At 65.7% G+C, this 19,306-nt stretch carries 21 protein-coding genes; 12 read left to right on the top strand and 9 right to left on the bottom strand.

Going from position 1 to position 19,306, the window contains the following annotated elements; all coding sequences use genetic code 11:
• Positions 1–191: 191 nt before the first annotated feature.
• Genes ACFO5K_RS19535 through ACFO5K_RS19500 form a run of 8 tightly spaced genes read left to right on the top strand, consistent with a single transcriptional unit; the run spans position 192 to position 8,441 of the window.
• Positions 192–533, top strand: coding sequence for an NADH-quinone oxidoreductase subunit A (locus ACFO5K_RS19535; RefSeq protein WP_378564771.1), 342 nt, complete (start codon positions 192–194; stop codon positions 531–533).
• Entirely contained in the window at positions 524–1,714 is a 1,191-nt protein-coding gene (locus tag ACFO5K_RS19530; RefSeq protein WP_378564768.1) for a hypothetical protein, read from the top strand. Before ACFO5K_RS19535 ends, ACFO5K_RS19530 begins: the two co-directional genes overlap by 10 nt.
• Entirely contained in the window at positions 1,707–2,630 is a 924-nt protein-coding gene (locus ACFO5K_RS19525) for a complex I subunit 1 family protein (protein WP_378564765.1), read from the top strand. The genes ACFO5K_RS19530 and ACFO5K_RS19525 overlap by 8 nt, the downstream gene beginning before the upstream one ends.
• Positions 2,631–2,643: 13 nt before the next feature.
• Complete coding sequence (locus tag ACFO5K_RS19520) at positions 2,644–3,207, top strand: NADH-quinone oxidoreductase subunit J (protein ID WP_378564762.1); 564 nt, start codon at positions 2,644–2,646, stop codon at positions 3,205–3,207.
• Positions 3,204–3,506, top strand: a complete 303-nt coding sequence (gene nuoK, locus ACFO5K_RS19515; RefSeq protein WP_378564759.1) for an NADH-quinone oxidoreductase subunit NuoK — start codon at positions 3,204–3,206, stop codon at positions 3,504–3,506. Before ACFO5K_RS19520 ends, nuoK begins: the two co-directional genes overlap by 4 nt.
• A 4-nt stretch (positions 3,507–3,510) precedes the next feature.
• Entirely contained in the window at positions 3,511–5,445 is a 1,935-nt protein-coding gene (locus ACFO5K_RS19510) for an NADH-quinone oxidoreductase subunit 5 family protein (protein WP_378564756.1), read from the top strand.
• 46 nt (positions 5,446–5,491) lie between these two features.
• On the top strand, positions 5,492–6,985 hold the full coding sequence (locus tag ACFO5K_RS19505; RefSeq protein ID WP_378566196.1) for a complex I subunit 4 family protein: 1,494 nt from the start codon (positions 5,492–5,494) through the stop codon (positions 6,983–6,985).
• 19 nt (positions 6,986–7,004) lie between these two features.
• Complete coding sequence (locus ACFO5K_RS19500) at positions 7,005–8,441, top strand: NADH-quinone oxidoreductase subunit N (protein WP_378564753.1); 1,437 nt, start codon at positions 7,005–7,007, stop codon at positions 8,439–8,441.
• Between the two features lie 37 nt (positions 8,442–8,478).
• On the opposite strand, the gene ACFO5K_RS19495 is transcribed toward ACFO5K_RS19500, so the two are convergent.
• A complete protein-coding gene (locus ACFO5K_RS19495; protein WP_378564750.1) occupies positions 8,479–8,724 on the bottom strand; it encodes a hypothetical protein in 246 nt (81 codons plus the stop codon).
• A gap of 464 nt (positions 8,725–9,188) precedes the next feature.
• Entirely contained in the window at positions 9,189–9,644 is a 456-nt protein-coding gene (locus tag ACFO5K_RS19490; protein ID WP_378564747.1) for a nuclear transport factor 2 family protein, read from the bottom strand.
• Positions 9,645–9,769: 125 nt separating this feature from the next.
• Between ACFO5K_RS19490 and ACFO5K_RS19485 the strand changes: the two genes are divergently transcribed.
• On the top strand, positions 9,770–10,387 hold the full coding sequence (locus ACFO5K_RS19485) for a TetR/AcrR family transcriptional regulator (RefSeq protein WP_378564744.1): 618 nt from the start codon (positions 9,770–9,772) through the stop codon (positions 10,385–10,387).
• A 93-nt stretch (positions 10,388–10,480) separates the two neighbouring features.
• Here the strand turns inward: ACFO5K_RS19485 and ACFO5K_RS19480 are convergent, their stop codons facing one another.
• The 6 genes from ACFO5K_RS19480 to ACFO5K_RS19455 form a co-directional block, all read right to left on the bottom strand.
• Positions 10,481–11,743 (bottom strand): MFS transporter, encoded by a 1,263-nt coding sequence (locus tag ACFO5K_RS19480; RefSeq protein WP_378564741.1) that lies wholly within the window; start codon positions 11,741–11,743, stop codon positions 10,481–10,483.
• Positions 11,736–12,341 (bottom strand): SRPBCC family protein, encoded by a 606-nt coding sequence (locus ACFO5K_RS19475; protein ID WP_378564738.1) that lies wholly within the window; start codon positions 12,339–12,341, stop codon positions 11,736–11,738. The genes ACFO5K_RS19480 and ACFO5K_RS19475 overlap by 8 nt, the downstream gene beginning before the upstream one ends.
• A gap of 256 nt (positions 12,342–12,597) precedes the next feature.
• Complete coding sequence (locus ACFO5K_RS19470; RefSeq protein ID WP_378564735.1) at positions 12,598–13,065, bottom strand: NUDIX hydrolase; 468 nt, start codon at positions 13,063–13,065, stop codon at positions 12,598–12,600.
• 69 nt (positions 13,066–13,134) lie between these two features.
• On the bottom strand, positions 13,135–13,515 hold the full coding sequence (locus ACFO5K_RS19465; RefSeq protein ID WP_378564733.1) for a contact-dependent growth inhibition system immunity protein: 381 nt from the start codon (positions 13,513–13,515) through the stop codon (positions 13,135–13,137).
• 135 nt (positions 13,516–13,650) lie between these two features.
• Entirely contained in the window at positions 13,651–14,331 is a 681-nt protein-coding gene (locus tag ACFO5K_RS19460) for an AIM24 family protein (protein WP_378564730.1), read from the bottom strand.
• Positions 14,332–14,502: 171 nt separating this feature from the next.
• Positions 14,503–14,691, bottom strand: a complete 189-nt coding sequence (locus ACFO5K_RS19455; RefSeq protein WP_378564727.1) for a hypothetical protein — start codon at positions 14,689–14,691, stop codon at positions 14,503–14,505.
• A 570-nt stretch (positions 14,692–15,261) separates the two neighbouring features.
• On the opposite strand from ACFO5K_RS19455, the gene ACFO5K_RS19450 reads away from it, so the two are divergent.
• A complete protein-coding gene (locus ACFO5K_RS19450; protein WP_378564724.1) occupies positions 15,262–15,708 on the top strand; it encodes an SgcJ/EcaC family oxidoreductase in 447 nt (148 codons plus the stop codon).
• A gap of 105 nt (positions 15,709–15,813) precedes the next feature.
• Here the strand turns inward: ACFO5K_RS19450 and ACFO5K_RS19445 are convergent, their stop codons facing one another.
• A complete protein-coding gene (locus ACFO5K_RS19445; RefSeq protein WP_378564721.1) occupies positions 15,814–17,106 on the bottom strand; it encodes an MFS transporter in 1,293 nt (430 codons plus the stop codon).
• Between ACFO5K_RS19445 and ACFO5K_RS19440 the strand changes: the two genes are divergently transcribed.
• Both ACFO5K_RS19440 and ACFO5K_RS19435 read left to right on the top strand, forming a co-directional pair.
• Positions 17,105–18,802 carry a hypothetical protein gene (locus tag ACFO5K_RS19440; protein WP_378564718.1) on the top strand — a complete coding sequence of 566 codons (1,698 nt, stop codon included), beginning with the start codon at positions 17,105–17,107 and terminating at the stop codon, positions 18,800–18,802. The two genes, ACFO5K_RS19445 and ACFO5K_RS19440, sit on opposite strands and share 2 nt — an antisense overlap.
• A 100-nt stretch (positions 18,803–18,902) precedes the next feature.
• On the top strand, positions 18,903–19,265 hold the full coding sequence (locus ACFO5K_RS19435; RefSeq protein WP_378564715.1) for a hypothetical protein: 363 nt from the start codon (positions 18,903–18,905) through the stop codon (positions 19,263–19,265).
• Positions 19,266–19,306 lie beyond the last annotated feature (41 nt).

The following is a 19,306-nucleotide window of genomic DNA, read 5'->3' as shown; positions in this document are numbered from 1 at the left end:
AATCCTGTGAGTCGACGGCGGCGCCCCACCCAGCCAGGCTCGCGGCTGCGATGGGCTTATGACCGCTACATCGATCATAAGCAGTCCATGTACTCCGGACCGAGCGGCCACCTCGTGACAGACCGTGTCGGGCCCGCCGATCACGTACCGAAAATAGTACTGTCCCTCGCGGGTGATCAGGAGGTGCGGCGATGCTCAATCTGCTCGTGGTCCTTGCCGTGGCGGCGGCGTCGATCGCTGTGGTGTACGCGGCAGCCCGGGCTGGACGGTCGGGACCGGTCGCGGTCGATACCGGACCGTTCCTGTCCGGCGCGGCCGCCACCGAGCACGCGGTATCTCGCTATCACGTCCGCTGGTACACGATCACGATGATCTTCCTGGCATTCGATATGGAGATGGTGTTCATGTACCCGTGGTCGGTCGTGGTCGCCGATCTCGGGGTCATGGCGGTCGCCGAGATGTTCGGATTCCTCGCCGTTCTGATGATCGCGGTCCTGTATGCCTGGCGAGAGGGTGCGCTGCGATGGGTCTGAGTACCTGGCTGCGGGGACGAGTCGCCGTTGTGCCCTTCGTCGTCACCGCCCCGGGCGGCACCGCCGCACGAGTGGCTGTCGAACGTGAGATCCGTGAGCACGGCTGGCGCCAGGTCGACAGTCCGGCCGCGGCCGATCTGCTGGTCATCGCGGGCGCCGCGGAGCACGAGTTCGGCTCTTCGGCCGACCGGGTCTTCGAGAGCATGTCCATGCCGAGAGCTCGCGCTCGGATCACCGCACCCGAAGCCGCCGCAGCAGAACTCGATGCGGCGGTTTCCCGACTGCACGCGGGCACCGATACCGACGCCGACCAGCACGAGACTGCCGAACACGAGCATCCGCCGGCGTCCGAGCAGCACCCCGCTGCACACGAACATGCGCACGAGCCCATGCAACACACTTCGGGCGGCGCGGGTCATGGGGGACACGAGCACGATATGGGCACGATGACGCCGGGCGGGTTGGCGATGGCCGATCGGGCCGATGATCGGGACGGCCTGAAACTGGACGTGCTGACGGTGCCTTTGGGTCCGATACTCGCATGGTGGCCTGCCGGTCTGGTCATCGATACCCAGTGGCAGGGGGATGTCGTCGGCAATGCGAAAGCGACCGTGCTGTCATCTCCTTCGGACACCGCGCCGTTCTGGTTGGCGCCCTGGTTGCGCGCGGCCCCGGCCGACGCGGGTGAACGCGGGCGGTGGCGAGCGGCCCGGGCGCTGGACTCGGCATCGACGCTGCTGACAGTGGCCGGATGGCCGGATGCGGCGACGACCGCGCGGCGGGTGCGCGACGAGATGCTGGTCGGTGATCTGTCTCGTTCGGGCGAGGCACGGCGGCGCCGCTGGGTGCGTCGAGTCGCGGGTTCGCGGGTGCTGAGATGGTCACTGCGCGGCGTCGGACGAATTCCGGCGGGGCCGGACGTGCCCTCGGGTGTGGTCGGCGACGCGCATGATCGGCTACTGCGCTGGACAGCCGACTCGGCCCCGGCACGCTCAGAGGATGAGATCGCGAAGCCGAACGTGTTCGTCGCCGACGAGATCCGTCGTTGCCAGTGGATCGTCGCCGCATTGCCGGAATTGCTGGCCGGTGCCGAACTCGCGGAGGCTCGGTTGATCGTGGCCGGGCTCGATCCTGACATCGAGGTGCTGACCTTGTCCGAGCGGGAGTCGGCGCATGGTTGAGCCGGCTCTGTGGTGGCAAGCCGCGCTGCTGCCGGTCGTCGTGGTGACCCTCGCCCTCGCCGCCGAGGTGTGCCGAGCCGTGCTGAGTGCACGGGTTTCCGGTGCTTCCCCGGCGGTAGCGATGTCCGCGCCGTTGCGGTCTGTCGCACTGCTGCTCACCCAGCAGCGCCGTAGCATCGTGGGCGCTGATGTATTGCTCTGGCGCACAGCGGGTTTGATCCTCTTCGCGGCCGGTGTGGTGGCGGCGGCGCTGGTGCCGGTCGATAATCGCGTCGTCATCGGTGGCGGTGTGTCGCTGGTCTGGTTCAACGCGGTCGAAATCCTTGCCTGGGCGGCGGTGTGGTCGGCCGGGTGGGGCGCCGATTCAGCCTTCTCCCTGGTCGGTGGCTACCGTTTCGTAGCCCAGGGCTTGGCGTACGAACTACCGCATATGTTCGCGCTGATCTGTGCCGCGGTGGCGGCCGGCTCACTCGACATCTCCGAGATCGTCGCCGCGCAACAGGACCGGTGGTTCGTCGTCATCATGCCGGTGGCTTTCCTGATCTATCTGCTTTCGGTGCCCGCGATGTCCTTCACCGCGCCCTTCGATGCCCCGGTGGGCGCGGATATCGCCGGTGGTGCCTTCGCTGAGGTGTCCGGTGTCGATCGCCTTGTTCTGTCCGTGGGCCGCCGCGTGCTGTTCGTTGCGGCCGCGGCCATGGCGGTGCCACTGTTTCTCGGCGGTGGCGCCGGCCCGTGGTTGCCCGGCTGGCTGTGGTCGCTGGTGAAGACCCTGGCCGTGCTCGCGGCACTGATCTGGCTGGGGCGGCGCTGGCCGACCATCAGAATGTCGCGGTACATGGAGATCGCGTGGATCGTGCTGTTGCCGGTGATCCTGCTGCAGGCATTGGTTGTTTCGGTCGTGACGATTCGTTGAGGAGGAGCCGACGATGTGGACGCACGTGGTCTTCTGGGTGTGTGCGGTCGGGGCTGTCGCGACCGGGGTCGCGGTCTTCCGTGTCGATTCCATGGCACGCGCGACTTTCGCGTTGCTGCTGTCGTTCCTGTTCGTCGCGGGCACTGTGTTCCTGGTCGAACTGGCCTATCTCGGAGTCCTCGTCGTCCTGATGATGATCATGGAGATGGTCATCATGGTGGTGTTCATGATCATGTACATGATGAACCCGGCGGGGTTGATGCCGATGTCGATGGTGCACAACCGGAAAGCGTCGCTGGGGATCTCGGTAGCGGTGTTCCTCGCGTTGGCAAGTGTCGTGTTGCTCGTCGACTGGCCGGAACGGGTGCAGCCGCTCGCAGCCGAGCCGACCGTCCAGCTCGGTGAGTCCATCATGGGATCGAAGATGCTGGTGATGATCATCGTCGGCCTCGTGCTGTTCACCACGATCGTGTCGACGGTGGTGCTGGCCACTCACCGAGGTCGCTACGACCGCTACGGCGACCGGCTCGAACGGCGCATTCCCGATGACCCTGTCGAGGGCGGAGTGAGCCGATGAGTCTGCCTGCATTCTTGCTGCTGGCGGCCGCTTTGTTCAGCGTCGGGCTGTACGGGGTGCTGTCGCAGCAATCCATCGTGATGATCATGATGGGGGTGGAGTTGATGATCAACGCGGTGATCGTGGCAGCGGCCGCGTTCTGGTATTTCGCCTGGCCGACCGGCGATCCTCAGGTGCTCGTGCTGGTCGCGATGACAGCGATGGCGGTGGAGATGGCAGCTGGATTCGCCGTCACGACCGCGATCTTCCGGGCCCGCGACATCGACATGGTCGATATGGCCGACGACCTGAAGGGCTGATCTCATGCTCTGGTCACTGATCGCGCTACCCGGGCTGGTCGGCGTGACGCTGCTGGTGTGTGGCCGTCGCGCCGATCACCTCGCGCCGGCGCTCGGCGTCGGGGTCGCGGGGGTCAGCACGGTCTTGGCCGTGCTGACCGCCGTCGATCGACCGACCGGCTCGGCTCCGTTGATGGCGGGCATTCCCTTCGCGATCGGCGTGGACGGCTTGTCGGCGGTCATGGTGGTCACGGTCGCCGCCGTGACCACCGCCGTACTCGTGTTCGCGGTCGGTGATCTGGGTCGCGGTCAGCCGCAAGCCCGGTTCCACGGCCTCATGCTCGTATTCGCCGCGGCGATGCTCGTCACGGTGGTGGCGCAGAACGTCGTCACCTTGCTGATGGCGTGGGAGATCATGGGCGCCGCGTCCTACGCGCTGATCGGTTTTCACTGGCGCGACGACTCTCGCGTGTCCTCCGGTCTGGTCGCTTTCCTGACCACTCGTACCGGTGATGTCGGCCTCTATCTCGCCGCGGGCGCACTGCTGGCGGCCGGGGGTGGCGCGCTCGCACTGGATTCCGCCGCCGACCTCGACGGTCGCTGGCGTGATGTCGTCGCGGCTGGGGTGTTGCTGGCCGCGCTCGGCAAATCCGCGCAGTTGCCCTTCAGCTTCTGGCTCTCGCGGGCCATGTCGGGCCCCAGTCCGGTGTCGGCGCTGTTGCATTCGGCCACGATGGTCGCCGCGGGTGCCTACCTGCTGTTGCGAATGCACCCCCTGCTGGCTGCCACCTCGTGGGCGGGCCCGGCGACTGCCTGGATCGGCGTCGCCACCGCGATCGCGCTCGGTGCCGTCGCGGTGTGCCAGGCCGACCTGAAACAACTACTCGCCGCCTCCACCTGTGCCCAAGTGGGCTTCATCGTCCTGGCCGCGGGCGTCGGCGGGATCGCGGCTGGTACAGGACAACTGGTCGCACATGCGGTGACCAAGAGCCTGCTGTTCCTCGGGGCAGGCGCCTGGTTGGCGGCGCTGGGAACCAAACACCTCACGGGTCTGCGCGGGGCAGCGCGCGCCTATCCCGTGGTCGGCGTGACCTTCACCATCGGTGCGCTCAGCCTGGCGGGCGTGCCGCCGTTCGCGCTGTGGCCCAGCAAGGACGCGGTGCTCGCGGTGGCCAGAGCGGACTCGATCGCCCTGTATCTGGCCGGGCTGGTCGCCGCGGTCCTCAGCGCGGTGTACGCGGGGCGAGCGCTCGTGCTCGTCTGGTCCCGGCCCGACGGTGGCACCCAAAGGTACTGGGACACAGAGGAACACGGAACCCGCCGGGTGAAGGTTGCCGAGCGGGTGTCCCTCGCCGTGCTGGCCGTCGCCACCGTGGCGGGGAGTGCCGCCGCGCTGGCGCCGGTTCGCGAGGAGTTCACCGCGCTGGTCGAAGGGGCAGCGGCGGTGGAAGCCACCTGGTGGGAACTCGGGCTGTCGGGTCTGCTCGCGGTGCTGACGATCCTGGTCGTAGGCGCGGTAATCCACCGGCGCGGCGATCTTCCCGCACCGGCACCGGTCGCGGACTGGCTCGGGTTGGAGAAGATCTTCCGCTCTTCGGTGGTCGTGCCGACGTTCGCGCTGGCGCGGTGGTTGGCGAGTTTCGATGATCGGGTGCTCAACAGGGGCGTATGTGCCACGGCCACCGCGACCGTGACCCTCGCTCACCGTATCGACGAGCACGTGGAGAAATCGGTCGACAGGGGCGTATATGCCACGGCCACCGCGACCGTGACCCTCGCTCACCGTGTCAACGAGCACGTGGAGAAATCGGTCGATTCGGCGGTGAAAGACGTGTCCGCCGCGGCGCGCGTTCTGGGTCGGTGGGCGCGTCACCCAGAGACAGGGCAGGTGCATCAATACTTCGCCCAAGCGTTCGTAGGTCTGGTGTTGCTGGCCGTGATCGTCCTGACACTGCGATGAATATCGCTGTCACAGTCGGATTCGCGATGAACAGAGTGAGGTGACCGTGCTCAGCATTCTGGTTTTCCTGCCGATGGTTGTGGCCGCTGTGCTGATGGCCGTGCCACGAATCGGCGATCACCTGGCCCGATGGACGTGGGTGGTGGTCAGCGCGGTCGAAGTCGTGCTGGTCGTGGGATTGTGGATCGGCTACCGCCGGACCCCGCCGGTCGATGGTGGGTTCGCGTTCGAGCAACGTCATTCCTGGATACCTACTGTCGGATCCAGCTATCACGTGGGCGTCGACGGATTCAGCCTGCCGCTCGTCGCACTGACCACGGTGTTGTTCCTCGCCTGCGCGGTCTACTCACTGCGCGAAACACGCCGGGTTCGGTTCTATGCGGCGCTGTTCCTGTTCCTCGAAAGCGTCTGCCTGGGCGTGTTCGTGTCGCTGGACCTGGTGCTGTTCTTCGTGTTCTTCGACCTGTCGATCGTCGGCATGTACTTCGTGATCAACGGGTGGGGTCACGGGCAGGCGCGGCGGGCGGCGCTGCAGTTCTTTCTCTACACCTTCATCGGCTCGCTGGCCTTGCTGCTCGGTTTCATCATCTTGTACTTGTCGGCAGCACCACACACCTTCGATATGGTCGAGTTGACCGAGGCCGATCCATTGGCAGGAAATGTCGCTCGCGGCACGGTGGCATTGGCTGCCATCGTGATCGGCCTGGCGGTCAAGACACCGACGGTTCCTTTCCATACCTGGCTACCGCCCGCGCACACCGAGGCTCCTGCCGCCGGATCGGCCATCTTGGCCGGTGTGCTGCTCAAACTCGGCACCTACGGTTTCGTGCGGATCGCCATGCCGATGCTGCCCGACCAGTGGCGGCGCTACGCGCTGGTGATCCTGATCGTCGGCGTGATCAGCGTGCTCTACGGCGCCCTGGTCGCTCTGGCCCAGACCGACTTCAAGCGCATGATCGCCTACACCTCGGTCAATCACATGGGTTACGTCGTCCTCGCGGTCGGTGCTGCCGGGCTGATCGCGGGCAACACCGAACAGGCACGCACACTGGCGATCACGGGTGCGGTGACCCAGATGGTCAGCCATGGGCTGATCACGGGTGCGCTGTTTCTGATCGCGGGGGTGCTCTACGAGCGTCGGCATACCTATGACATCGACGCCTACGGCGGGTTGGCGGGCCGAGCCCCTGTTCTCACCGCGGTCACCGCCGCTGCGATGTTCGCCTCGCTCGGCCTACCGGGTTTCTCCGGCTTCATTGCCGAGTTCCAGATCTTCACCGGATCGTTCGCCCCCGCACCGGTGTTCACCGCATTGGCGGTGCTGGGCATTCTGATCACCGCGGCTCTGCTGTTGCGCGCCTTTCAGCGGATGTTCCTCGGTGAACCGACAGGTGCGGCGTTCCCGGATGTGACCGGCCGCGAAGCAGGCTCGATCATTCCGCTGATGGTGGCAGCGGTGGTGATCGGGGTCTTCCCGCGCTTCCTGCTCGACGTCATCGAGCCCGCCGCGCTGATGCTCGGTGCGCTGGTGGTGCGCTGAGATGGGGGAGACGGGCCGGATGTCCGACGACATGATGGTGGCAGACCTGCTCGCGCTCGCACCGGAAGCAGCGCTCGCGGTGGCCGCCGTCGTGGGGTTGCTCCTCGGCTCCTTCCTGCCACGCGCCGGGCAGTGGCCGGTGCGTGTTCTCGCGGCGGCCGGCGCGGTCACCACCATCGCCATGACGGTGCGGGTGTGGCAACGCGACGCCCACACCCTGTTCGACGGTAGCTACGGAATCGACACCGCGACCAACACCGTGCGCATCACCGTTGCCCTGTCGATCCTGTTGTTGCTCGCGATGTCGCAACCCGAAACCCGAAGCCATCCCCGGGAATCGGAGTTCGTGGTGCTGCTGGTGCTGGGCGGACTCGGTGCGGTGCTGCTCGCCGGGGCCAACGATCTGCTGGTGCTGCTCACCGGCTATCTACTCGCCAGCATCCCCCTGTACGCGTTGACCGCATTCGGCAAGGACGCCCGCGGCACCGAGGCAGCGCTGAAGTACTACCTGATGGGGGCGCTGTTCGGCGCCGTCATGCTCTTCGGCGCGACGCTGATTCTCGGCGTGGGAGGTGGCACCGCCTACCCACTGCTGGCGACGACGACTCACGACGCGCCGCGTGTCGTGCTCGCGATCGGTGCCATCGCGGTGTTGAGCGGACTGTTGTTCAAAGCGGGCGCTGTGCCCGTGCACTTCTGGGTACCCGATGTGACGCAGGGCGCCCGCCCCGCGGTCGCCGCCGTCATCACTACCGTGCCGAAACTCGGCGCGGTAGTGGCCATCTACCGCCTCTGCGACATCGTGCTCGAGCCGAGCGGGCTGAACTGGCGGCTGCTGATCGCCATCGTCGCCGCCTTGTCGATGACCTTGGGCAACTTCGCGGCCTTCTTCCAGGCGGATGTGCGCCGGCTGCTGGGTTATTCGACCATCAGCCAGGTCGGCTACCTGCTGGTCGGCGTCATCGCCGCCGACCGCAGTACCCTCGCGATGCCCGCCGTGCTGCTGTATCTGGCGGCATACGCGCTCACCAATCTGGGCGTATTCGCGGTCGTCTGCGCACTGCCTCGATCGCGCACCATCTCCGACTACACCGGCCTGATCCGCCGTAGACCCGCGCTGGTCATCGCGCTGGTCGTGTGCCTGCTCGGTCTCGTCGGGACCCCGCCCACGGGCATCTTCGTGGGCAAACTGATGGTCTTCACCGCCGCCTTCGATGCTGGGTTCGCCTGGCTGGTCGTGCTGGCATTGCTCAACACGGTGGCAAGTGTCTTCTACTATCTGCGATGGATTGTTCCGGCCGTGAGCGGCAAGGACTCCGGCACAGCGCAGGCTCATGACGGAAGAGAGTCTCCCGGATCCTTGGCGGTCTGTCGGGTGGTCGCCTGTTCCGCCGCCGCAGGATCAATCCTGATCGGTGTATTCGCCGGTCCGATCCTGAACGCGATGCAGGGTTGAATTGATCACGACGGCGTAGGGGAGTTGCGCAATGGATTCACCACTGTGCGGATTGCCTCCAGCCCGGTGACGCTGTCGCCCAGTCGTTGCGCGGGCTCGGCGCCGGCCAGTCCGGCGGTATTCCCAGGATGGCGCCCACCTGGCGGATCGCCGACATCATGGCGTGCACGCCATCTATTCCCTGGGCGAAGGCTTCGGTGCGATCGTCGATGCGGAAGGGACACAGATAGGTCTGCGGATACGGACGTTCGGGGTCCAAGCGGGGACGTCCGATCGTGATCACTACTGGACCTGTGCCTGTGATGACCGCCCGTGCGCCCAGCGGTGGACCGAACTCGCGCGCGGCTGCCGTGTACCCGGTCGAGTCACCGATATCCAGGCGAGCCGGCGCGGGCTCGCTGAATCGGCCTGAGTCTGTCGAGCGGCCTGCTGGGTCCGCCCGTGCTGCCGTGTGTGGAATGTCGAGCAGTGCGGCGTAGATGGCGGACAGCCTGTCCGGGCCGTGGGCCATTCGAGTACGGGTACCCTCGACGCGGTAGGTGCACTGCCAGTGATTCGTCGTGTGGTCCTGTTGGGGCTCGGCGATTTCGGCGCACAGGGTGCATGCGCCGACTCTGATCGTGCTAGCTATGGCTACCTCTTCGGCGTTCACTGGATCCTCCTCGTGCCGCTTGTCGCGGTTGTCGGTCGAATACGACGCGCGAGCGCACGGAGTTCGCGGGGCTCGCCCGCACGGATGGGTCCTCGTCACGGAATACCGGCGGTGAACACTGGAGAAATCTCCGCGAGCGGCCGATCGTCGATCCAATCCAGGACTTGTTCGCGTCGCAAGAATCGCCAGCTACCGTCCTGGTGGACGTACACATCGTGGTAGCGCGAATGCATCACCGCGTCATGAAGACCGGATGCCGTCCGATAGAGGTGATGGGCTTCGCTGTAGACCTCGCCACGGATACCGCCATCGACCACGGCGAGGGTCTGCTGGAACATCAGATGTCTGGTCGTTTCGAACATCGCGGTCAAGTTCGGGACGACAGTGGTGAAGTCGCGCAGTTCGCGATTGCCTGTGCTGCGGGCGACGGCTTCCGGAACCAGAATTACCGCGTCCTCGCTGAACAGGCTTTCCAGGGCCGGCGAATCGCGGGAGTCGATGGCTTGGGCGTAGCGATCGACAAGATCTCGCAATGCGAGCCGGGTCTGCATATCAACGGTGTCCATCAGAGTCCTCACCTCGGCTGCGCCGGCGTGGTTGGGGCTGCGCCGGCGTGTGCATCGATGATGCGACCGGCAAAATGGACCAGCAAGTCCATTCTGTGTAGAAAGTAGGTATGACCCAGCGACCGGCCACAATCAAAGGCGAGGCGACCAAGGCGCGCATCGTGTCCGCTTATGCCGCGCTGATCGTGAGCCGCGGCCTGGCGGCGACCACTTTGGATGACATCCGTGCCGCGACCGGAACCAGCAAAAGCCAACTCTTCCACTATTTTCCCGGCGGTAAGGAGGAGCTTCTGATGGCGGTAGCCCGATTCGAGGCGGACCGAGCCATGGATCAGATGCGCGCTCGCGTTCCCAGCCTGAGTAGCTGGGCGGGTTGGTCGCAGTGGCGCGAACAGCTCCTCGGCGAGTACGACCGTCACGGCCGGGATTGCCCACTGGGAATACTCATCATCGAGATCGACCGGGCAAGCTCCGGTGCCCGGGCCCTCGTCACCGAGCTGACCGAGCAGCTTCAGCGCATGATCCAGACCGGAATCGAGAACATGCAGGCCGACGGTTCGGTCCGGGCGGATCTCGATGCCCGCCGATGCGCGAGGTCGCTGAGCGCCGGCATTCACGGCGCGAGCGCGTTGATGCTCACCACCGGATCCACCGCCTACCTGGCCGACGTTATCGACACGGCAGTCGAACATCTGCGGTCCGGTATCCCGCTCAGCGCCGATCTGTAGAGCAGGCGCGCGCCGCACGAACGACAGCTGGATGCGCGCCGGGCGGGGACACGCGGCCCGGCATGCTCGTCGAGCCCGCCGGCTCGGACGAGCCTACTTGTGCAAGATATCCGTTTCGGCAGTGCGGCCGGTGCTCTCGTCACATCCGGCGGGCAGTGGCGTGCACCATGTCTCGTGGGAGTAGCGGACGGCAACGAGACCTGCCGCGGCGGCACCGGCCATGAGTACCAGCGCCCAACCCCAACCGGATCCACTGTCCACCACCAGACCGAACAGGGGCTGCAGTGCCGCCGACGCGGCGAAGACGCCGGCATTGAGCACCGCGAGAGCCGTCGCCGCGACATGGGTGGGCACCGATTCCTTCAATGCCGCGAACGACACTGTCACCTGGGAAGCGGCGGCGCCCACGAGGACGTACAGGCCCATGCCCTGCCACCCGGGTGACCACGGCAGCGCGGCCAGGCCGACCCACCCGGCCACGGCCATCGCGCTGGTGGCCAGCAGGAACGGTTTGCGTCTTCCTACCCGGTCCGACCACACGCCGATGGCCAGGCAACCCACGCCGTACACCACCAATGCGACCGTGTTGTATACCGTCGCAACGGTATTGGACAGGCCATGGGCTTCGGTGAGCAACGGAACGCCCCACAGCCCGGCGAAGGCGTAGAAGGTGCCATTGGTGCCGACCGTAGCCAACAGCAACGGCCACAGCTCGCGCCGGCGCAACGCGCCGCGCAGGCTCGCTCGCGCTCCACCGCTGAAGGCGGCCCCTGGAGCGGGGTCGCGCGGCGGTCGGTTACGCACCACGACGGCTACCGCGACCGACAGCACGACCCCGGCGACCGCCGCCACCGCAAACACTTCCCGCCAGCTGTAGTGCTCGAGTAGCCACGCGGTAGGTGAGCCGGCGAGGATGGCCCCACAGGTGGCCAGCAGCATCGTCACGCCGGTGACCAGCCCATAGCTTTCAGGTCGAAACCACGCCGCGTTGTACTTCATGATGCCGACGAACACCACGGACAGACCGGCACCGGTCAGCACCGGTCCCACCGAGGCCACCACCACGCTCGGCGCGCCCGCGAGAGCGAAGGACCCGGCGCCGGTCATCAGTGCGCCGACCGCGACACAGCGCCGGGTGCCGTAGCGGTCGACCAGCATCCCCGCCGGGATCTGCGCCACGGTGTACATCCAGAAGTGCCATGCGGCCAGGGCGCCGAGGGCGGCCCCGTCGGCACCCAGGTCGGCGGAGAGCGCTTCGGCCGAAGTCGCGGGGGCGAACCGGTGGAAGAACCCGAGCAGGAAACAACCGGCGAGTACCGACCACCCGACCAGTCTGCGTGCGCGGGGGTCAGGCACCGAGAACCTGATCCAGAATCCAGTTGTCGAGTCGGTGCACGACATGTTCCTCGGGTAGGTAGCTGCCGGGTGCGGAGCGGTGCAGGCCCTGCTGCTGATGCTCGGTGATCCAGTCGTCCTCCTCGATCACCTGGTCGAGACGTTGGAAATAGCGTTCGGATACCTCATCGAAGTCCGGCCGTTCGATCGTCGAGGCGGGGAAGCAGTAGCCGACACGGACTCTGGTGCGGGTGGGGGAGTCCGGGATCTTGTGGATCCACCACATCACGCCTCTTCCGGACTGTAGGTCCAGGAGTGGTAGGGGCAGCGCAAGCCGCGGTGACGGCAGGAGTTGCGGAACACCCCGCACCTGCTGGTCGTCCCCGCGAACGATCAGCAGCGGCTCGTCCAGCAGGCGCAAGGTGCGGAAGTCGCCCGAATCGGGGATGGACGAGGCGAGCCCGGCGAAGTGCCAAGCGGGGCGGAACACTGTCTCCATCTCGCGTTCGAACCACGCCTGGTCGGTGTACACCGGGTACGGAAGCGTTTCGGCTTGCTCCCTGGGCAATCGCGTTGCCGCGTACAGAGCCGGATCGAAAATGTCTGTCGCGGTGTGCATTCTGGCATTCCCCCGTGTCGCATCCTTGGTCAACTGCCCAACCTAGTGACGATCCCGATCGCTGGTCAAGGCCGTTGGGATCGACGAATAATGTTCTGCTGCAGGCTTATTAGTGAACGTTTGGGGATCGCGCTCTGCGGTGTAGAAGATTCGTCATCGGCCAGGGGGAGTGAGGCGCTCCAAGCGAATGCCTGGGGCTGGACCAGCGCAAGAGCGAATGCGGCACCAGTCGACCGGTAGCCGGGTCGCGGGAGGTTCAGTGCTGGATCAGACCGCCGACCGGCGTGGACGTGACGTGGCCGGTCGCCGGGAGATTCTGTGCCAGAGCCAGACCGGTATCGACAAGCGAGGATCGGCGCAGGTACGTCACTTCGGACATCGGAGTCCAGGTCGGCTCGACAGTCGCTCCGCTCAGTTCGGCCCTGAGCCGGCCGCCGGTGACGCGGACGAGATAAAAGACCCCGATGTTCTGGTGCTCCACGCCCGCGTGGGCGACAAGTGCCGGAATGACCCTTGAATCCACTCCGAGCAGTCGTTCGACCACGCCGTCCGATCCGGTCTCCTCCGAAAGCTCGCGGGTTACCGCGTCGACGGGGTCCTCTCCTTGTTCGACCCCACCACCCGGAAGCGTCCAGGTGGTTTCGCCGCTTTCGGCCAGATGGCGAACAAGCAGCACCCGATCATGGTCGAGGCAGACGCCGTACGCCGCGACCCGGAAAGTCACTTGCTGAACTATATCTCGGCACGCGAACCGAATCAGTTCGCCAAGAACTCACCGACCAGGCGGCGAAGTTCAGGGACCTGAGCTCCGTTCAGCTGATCGGTCTCGGTATCCGCTCGCTGGGCTATGCGCCGTGCCCTGTCCAGCAGTTCGACGTGATCCGACCAGTGGGCACGGCGAAGCCGCCGTGGCGACCAAGAGATCTCCCGGGTAGAAGTCACCCGCAGACAGCGGATTCTCCTCCAGCAGGTCAAGTACGCGAGGTAGGACCGCGACGGTTCCGACGCTCTGCGACACCATAATTCGTAGGTCTTCTATGCTCAGTTCCCCAACTGGAACCCGACGCAACTGGTGGATTCTCCGGACCACGTAGGTGGCATCTGATGCCGGCTCAGGCCAAGCCTCACCCTCGATTTGTTCTACGGATTGCTGGTCCGACGGGTTGGCAGGCATGCGGCCCACTGTATCCAACTCCAGCGCTTCTGCATGCTGTGCACGGTCATCGGCAGAAGTGGGTGTTCGTGGCCGCAATGGCTCGCGCAAAGACCACGCAGGCACGCTCGAGCCGATCGACGCAGCACAGGGTGGCTACCTCGAGGTTGTCGGCCCGAAGCTGAATTCCGAGGGTTGGAGTATGACGAACCCCGCGCCGAGGAATCGCACCTGCGCCACCTCGCCGGAGCCGCCGCGCAGCATGGATCCGACACTCTGGGTGCGCACGATGGACGTCTGCAAGCCCGAGGACCAGCCGATCAGGGCATCGGAGTCGGCGAACACCGGCTGCTGCTGGCTGACGGGGATGACAATCGGCTGACCGTGGCTCGTGATCGCCAGCCGACCTTGCCCCTGGAACACGCAGTTGAACAAACCACCGCCGACGAACGCGCCGGCGCCGGAAACCATCTGGATGTCGTATCCGAGGGTGGGCTCGTAGACGAGGATGTGTTTGCCATTGATGGAGAGCGAATCCCCGGGATCGAGATCGATCAGAAAGCAATCCGCGGAATGATGTGCGAACCAGACCTCGCCCTGCCCGCGGCAGCTCATCAGCGGCACCCCCTCACCCGTTGCGAACCGCTTGACCAGGTTGCCCAGACCCTGGCTCTTGGCCTCGAACGCGAACTGCCCGCGGTAGCCGATCATGACGCCTTGGCGGGCCAACACCTCGCCGTTGACGCATGCCTTCACACACCTGGAGTGCTGCAGCGTGATGCCGAGCTGGGTGGCCTGCTGAGCCGTATTGTTCGCGTGGAAAATGTCGCTGCGCATGCGCGTCGGTGCTCCTGAACGATTCCGGGTGGCGCCCTGTTCGGCCCCAGGGGGCGAGCGCTTACCCCACGATACCGAGCCTCCCGGATGTGTGCCCACCACACGGTATTCGGCATCGCAGCACATTGTCGATTCCGAGATGCTCTCAGCCTGTTGATCTTCGGGTGTGCCTCAGGGCCGAGCGCGCGCTTCGCCTTCGCTGAGCTGCGAAGAGGATCGAAAGGTCCCGACCGCACCCAAACAGATGGCTACGGCCACCTGACAGCCGTAGCGGGTGCCTACTGTCTGATCGATCTGAAAGGGGGTGGTCGCGGCATACCGGATGTTCGCTGTGAAGACGATCGGCGTGTAGGCGCCCATCGGGGGATCCTTCCGCAGCCCATTCCACGCCCCGGCCTGAGGAGTGCGAGAGGACGGGGCGAAGACTCGTCGAGCATCGCAAGTCAGATGCGGGTCAGTGCTTGCTGAAGCGTCGGCAACGTTGGGCACTCGCCGTTCGGCGCCGAGAGGCCCACGTAGGTTCCTCGAGCATGGCAGCGAGTTGAGTTGCGAATACCTCGACACACTCCTTCGAGATCTAGCCGCGGGGGACGCCGACGCGAGGCAACAACTCCGTCGCCGGCATTCGCTCGCTCGCGCAGTTCGTCGATGCGTCCCGCACGCCAGCCGCTTCGCGGACGTCGAGCGAGCAGGCCATCGGTTTGCACGTCGATCATTGTGCCGTGCAAGCCGATAACGCGGGCAACGACCTCATGTCCGTAGCAGACATCGGCTCCGCCGAATCAGCTGCGGAGCGGCTGTGCCGAACGCGCCGCCTCGACGCGGTTCGGGCACGTCCGACGATTATCGGACCCACCCTCCGTCAGTGCCGCCGACACATTCCGTCACCAGCTTGACCTTAACTTAAGTTAAGGTTGCATGGTTCTGTGCATGGATGATGACATCGAGGTGATCCGGGAACTGTTCGATCGATATACCGAGCTCTGGATTCGGCATGAGATGCGGGAATGGGGAGAGTTGTTCACCGAGGACTGCGACTTCATCACACACCGGGGTGTGTGGTGGCAGTCGCGGGAGGAGAATGTGCGTGGGCACGAGCATGTACCCGAATCGGTTCTGGCACAGAAGAAGAACTACAGCCAGACAGTCGTCGAGGTTCAGCCTCTTGGTCCTGGTGTGATGCTGGTGCATACCGAATGGGTATGGCCCGATCACGTCTTACCCGGCGCTGCTGTGGGCGAGGACCGTCGTGGCCTCGTCACCGCGGTTCTCGTGCAACGCTCTGGGCGTTGGTGGATCCGGGCGGCGCAGAACACACGACTCAACGGGCTCGATGACTTCGCGCCGCGGCATGTAACGCCGGTTGACGAAGCCTGACAACTGAGCGCAATCCGGGACGTAGGTGAACACTCACACATCGGCATGAGTGGACGTTGGGAACGGCCCGGCGGGTTCGGTGCCCAGCCGCGCCCAGCGCTGTTTTCAGCCGGCGCTGCGGCCCTGAACGTCCAGGTCGGATTGGTGGCATTGCGGAGTACCTGTTCGGCTTCGGTGCAGTGCCCGGGGCAGGGTGAGTGCGACTGCCACTGTCACTGCGATACCGCTGCCGCCCGCCGCGATGAGTGTGGTTGGCGCATCCGTGATGTCCAGGAGCAGGCCGCCTCCGACGTACGATGCTGCGGCGGCGATACCGATGGCGCCGTAGAGGTTTCCGAATACGCGACCGAGCATTCCCGGTGCCACGATGCGTTGGAGCAAGGTGCTCGACGCGATATCCATTGCCGCGATGCCGATGCCGCGCACGGCTTGCACGGAGAAGGCCGCGGCCACCGACCAGGCGAGACCGGTGAGCAGGTTGCCCGCGCTGCTGACGAAGAAGCCGCCGACCAGCAGCACGGTCAGTGACAGCCGGGTGCCGACGCGTCCGACCAGCGCGTAACCGATCAACAGGCCGACGCCTACCGCGCCGAGCAGCAGACCGACCGCTGAATCATCGGAGTGCAGTGTGTCTTTCGCCAGCAGGACCAGGGCGACGTCGTCGACACCGTTACACGCGACGACCGCGCAGAAGCCCAGGCAGATGATCCGGAGGGCGGGGACGCGCCCTATATATCCGAGCCCCGCCTTCGCCTGGGTGAGCAGCGATTCCTGGTCGCCTTCAGCGCGTTCCGGTGGCATCGGTCGAATCGCGAGCAATACCGCTGCGGACAGCAGAAACGATGCGGCGTCGATGAAGAGCACGCCGCGGATACCGACGAAAGGCAGCATGGCGGCCGCGAGCAGCGGGCCGAAGGCTTCGGCGGCGTTTGCGCCGAAGCCGATCGCCGAATTGGCCACCGGGAGTTCTTTGTCGGCGACCAGCGCCGGGACCGCGGAGCGTGAGGCTGGCATGAAGATGTTCGCTGCGATGGCTCGCGCGGCGACCAGTACGAGCAGCAATGGCAGTGGCGGCAGTGACAGTGCGATGAGCAGGACGAGTGCACCCTGGATCAGTTCGCAGCTGATCATCACCCGGCGCCGGTCGAAGCGGTCGCTGACGGCGCCGGCGATCGGGCTCAGCAGTGACGGCACGAAGTCACCCACCAGTAGCAACAGTGCGACCGCGAGAGCCTGGCCGGTGGTGTTCGCGACGTGCAGCATGAGCGCTACCAGGCTCAGCGAGTCGCCGGCGTAGGACACGATCCTCGCGGTGAACAGCGCGCTGAGCTGACGGTTGGACCGCAGCAGACCCAGTGCCCCCGCGGTGCGTTCGTCGTTTGCCGAGGAAGTCGGCATGGTCAGATTCCACCTCGGCCGCACGGGATCGCGCTGGACCGGTCTGTCCAGTGCGCAGGCGGCTCATCGTGCCGAAGCGGCCGTATCCGCGCAACTGAAATACCGAGCGGGGTGGGGCAATCGGAGATCCCGGGTCAGCAGTCTTTGTCGAGCTGATAAGGCACCGTCGGGTCGGCTAAGTTGGCAAGGATCTAAGGAGACGTCGATGGCCAGAGAACCGAGGCCGAACTTACGGGCCCGTTTCCGGGCGCGGCGCCAGGGGGAGCAGGACGCGGGGGTACTGGAAGCGCTGCGCGAGGCCGGCCGAGCTGCGTATCAGGAGCAACTACGCGCCGACGAGGTGCGCGCGCAGGTACTGGTCGGCGGCCGCACGGTTTGGACGGCGTCCTCGGCGATTCAGACCCGATTACTCTGTGCATGGTCGGCAACCGCGTGGCAGGTGCTGGGTGAGACTTTGCTCGACGCTGTCTACGCGGTCGACCCGCGCACCGCGGGATATGTGCCACCGGAAACCTACGATCAGGCATGGCAGTGGCTGACCGAGGTCGAGCAGTGGCTTCAGCGTGCCAGGTCCGCCGAGACCGACCAGGCCTTCGACCTCACTGCTGTTGTCAAGGTACCGACACCCTTGCGAACCGGGCCTGTCGCCATAGACGTGGCGCGCCCACACCGGCATGCTATGGATCGCGCTGTTGCCGCACTCCGGCAGCTAGCCGAATCCGCGCTCTACACCCTGGGTCTCGACACACCCGATGAGTGCGTAGCGGACCTGAACCGGATCCGCCGGTTGGCCGGGCAGGCTGCAGTCACCTCGGACTACCTTGCCGGGTTGCGGCCGGCGCTCGACGAGGAGTCGTTGCACGATCTGATCGATGACCGAGTGCGCGGTGCCCTCGACCTGTGGATCACGGTCGGGCAGTTGGCGGCGATGCCCGCGCTGATTCCGGTGGTGCTGGATCGGCCCGCCCCACCGTCAGAATCCGGCAATGTCACGCCGCCGGACCAGACGGCGACCGACCACACACCGGCGGTACCGTCGGCGACCGGCCACACCACAGCCGCTGAACCTTTCGCGGTCGGCCAGGCAGCGCCGTCGCCGCGCACATTCGATGGTTCGCTGATGATTTCTCCCTCACCAGCTGCCGTGGCAGGCACTACCACCTGCAGCCTCGATCAGGACGTCACCGGTACCGGGTCAGCGATGGTGCCGCTCGAATTGTCGTCCTGGCTCCGGCATCTGGTGACCATCAGCACCGACGGCCACACATCATTCACGGTGTCGGCAGTGGCTGCCGATGGCACCGAACTGGACCGCCTGGCCGAACATGCTGGTGACTATCGTGGCATCCGCCCGCTCGACCTGATCGACACCCCGGCGACGCTGCAGATCGACGCATCGACGCACATGACCTGGCGCATCAGTATCGACATGGTGCACGAGGCCCCGAAATGGCGCGGGGCGATGTCGGACACCGGCCCGACCGTGCTCCGGGTCCCGTGGCGATACAGCACCGGCCGTGTTCGAGCCCGGATCCGGCATCAAGGCACCGGCGCTATCCGGGTCCATGCGTATGGGAACCGGCGCCAGTTGCTGCTCCACGAAGTCGGCGAGTACTGCGCCGAGGTGCAGATTCCCATCAGCACCAGCTTTCTGGATATAGACACTGCCGCCACTTGGGAAATCGAGCCGGTCTGATGAGGGCGGTATCGAGTCGAAAACTGTTGCGGAGCAGCAAATCTTGGCGGTGATACCGTGACGGGTGGTCGTGCGCGGGATCGTCCTCACGGTCTAGCGCGTGGTCGTCTTCGTTGTCGTGCGCTGGACGGTGGACGTGGACGAGGACTGGGACGTGGACGTCTTCGTGGTGGTGCGCGCGACCGCCTTGGTGGACGAGCGCGTGGTCGTAACCGCAGTTTCGGGTTCGTCGAGTTCGGCCGGGGGTTCGGGCGACCTTATCGGCTTCGCGGGCGGTTTCGCCAGCGGCAGCAACTGCGGCGCCTGCTGCTCGGATTCGGGGTTGTTCGCGATTGCCGGAGTGGGGGCGGTGGCGGACAACGCCGCTCCCAGCACCCCCGCGGCGATAATCGCACCGATGATGGCACGAGGAATCATGGAAGTCCTCTCGATGTGGAGGGCACTACCGATCGATTCAGCGTAGACGCGGGTCGAGCACCGTGCTCGGCATTCTCGATCACTGCG

This window comes from Nocardia halotolerans (assembly GCF_042650145.1).
Taxonomy (GTDB): Bacteria; Actinomycetota; Actinomycetes; order Mycobacteriales; family Mycobacteriaceae; genus Nocardia; species Nocardia halotolerans.
This window is presented reverse-complemented; position numbering and strand designations above follow the sequence as displayed.

Coding starts and splice junctions, on each gene's coding strand:
- ACFO5K_RS19535 (WP_378564771.1), top strand. CDS start 192: ATGCTCAATCTGCTCGTGGTCCTTGCCGTGGCGGCGGCGTCGATCGCT.
- ACFO5K_RS19530 (WP_378564768.1), top strand. CDS start 524: ATGGGTCTGAGTACCTGGCTGCGGGGACGAGTCGCCGTTGTGCCCTTC.
- ACFO5K_RS19525 (WP_378564765.1), top strand. CDS start 1,707: ATGGTTGAGCCGGCTCTGTGGTGGCAAGCCGCGCTGCTGCCGGTCGTC.
- ACFO5K_RS19520 (WP_378564762.1), top strand. CDS start 2,644: ATGTGGACGCACGTGGTCTTCTGGGTGTGTGCGGTCGGGGCTGTCGCG.
- nuoK (WP_378564759.1), top strand. CDS start 3,204: ATGAGTCTGCCTGCATTCTTGCTGCTGGCGGCCGCTTTGTTCAGCGTC.
- ACFO5K_RS19510 (WP_378564756.1), top strand. CDS start 3,511: ATGCTCTGGTCACTGATCGCGCTACCCGGGCTGGTCGGCGTGACGCTG.
- ACFO5K_RS19500 (WP_378564753.1), top strand. CDS start 7,005: ATGTCCGACGACATGATGGTGGCAGACCTGCTCGCGCTCGCACCGGAA.
- ACFO5K_RS19490 (WP_378564747.1), bottom strand. CDS start 9,644: ATGCAGACCCGGCTCGCATTGCGAGATCTTGTCGATCGCTACGCCCAA.
- ACFO5K_RS19485 (WP_378564744.1), top strand. CDS start 9,770: ATGACCCAGCGACCGGCCACAATCAAAGGCGAGGCGACCAAGGCGCGC.
- ACFO5K_RS19475 (WP_378564738.1), bottom strand. CDS start 12,341: ATGCACACCGCGACAGACATTTTCGATCCGGCTCTGTACGCGGCAACG.
- ACFO5K_RS19465 (WP_378564733.1), bottom strand. CDS start 13,515: ATGCCTGCCAACCCGTCGGACCAGCAATCCGTAGAACAAATCGAGGGT.
- ACFO5K_RS19460 (WP_378564730.1), bottom strand. CDS start 14,331: ATGCGCAGCGACATTTTCCACGCGAACAATACGGCTCAGCAGGCCACC.
- ACFO5K_RS19455 (WP_378564727.1), bottom strand. CDS start 14,691: ATGGGCGCCTACACGCCGATCGTCTTCACAGCGAACATCCGGTATGCC.
- ACFO5K_RS19450 (WP_378564724.1), top strand. CDS start 15,262: ATGGATGATGACATCGAGGTGATCCGGGAACTGTTCGATCGATATACC.
- ACFO5K_RS19440 (WP_378564718.1), top strand. CDS start 17,105: ATGGTCAGATTCCACCTCGGCCGCACGGGATCGCGCTGGACCGGTCTG.
- ACFO5K_RS19445 (WP_378564721.1), bottom strand. CDS start 17,106: ATGCCGACTTCCTCGGCAAACGACGAACGCACCGCGGGGGCACTGGGT.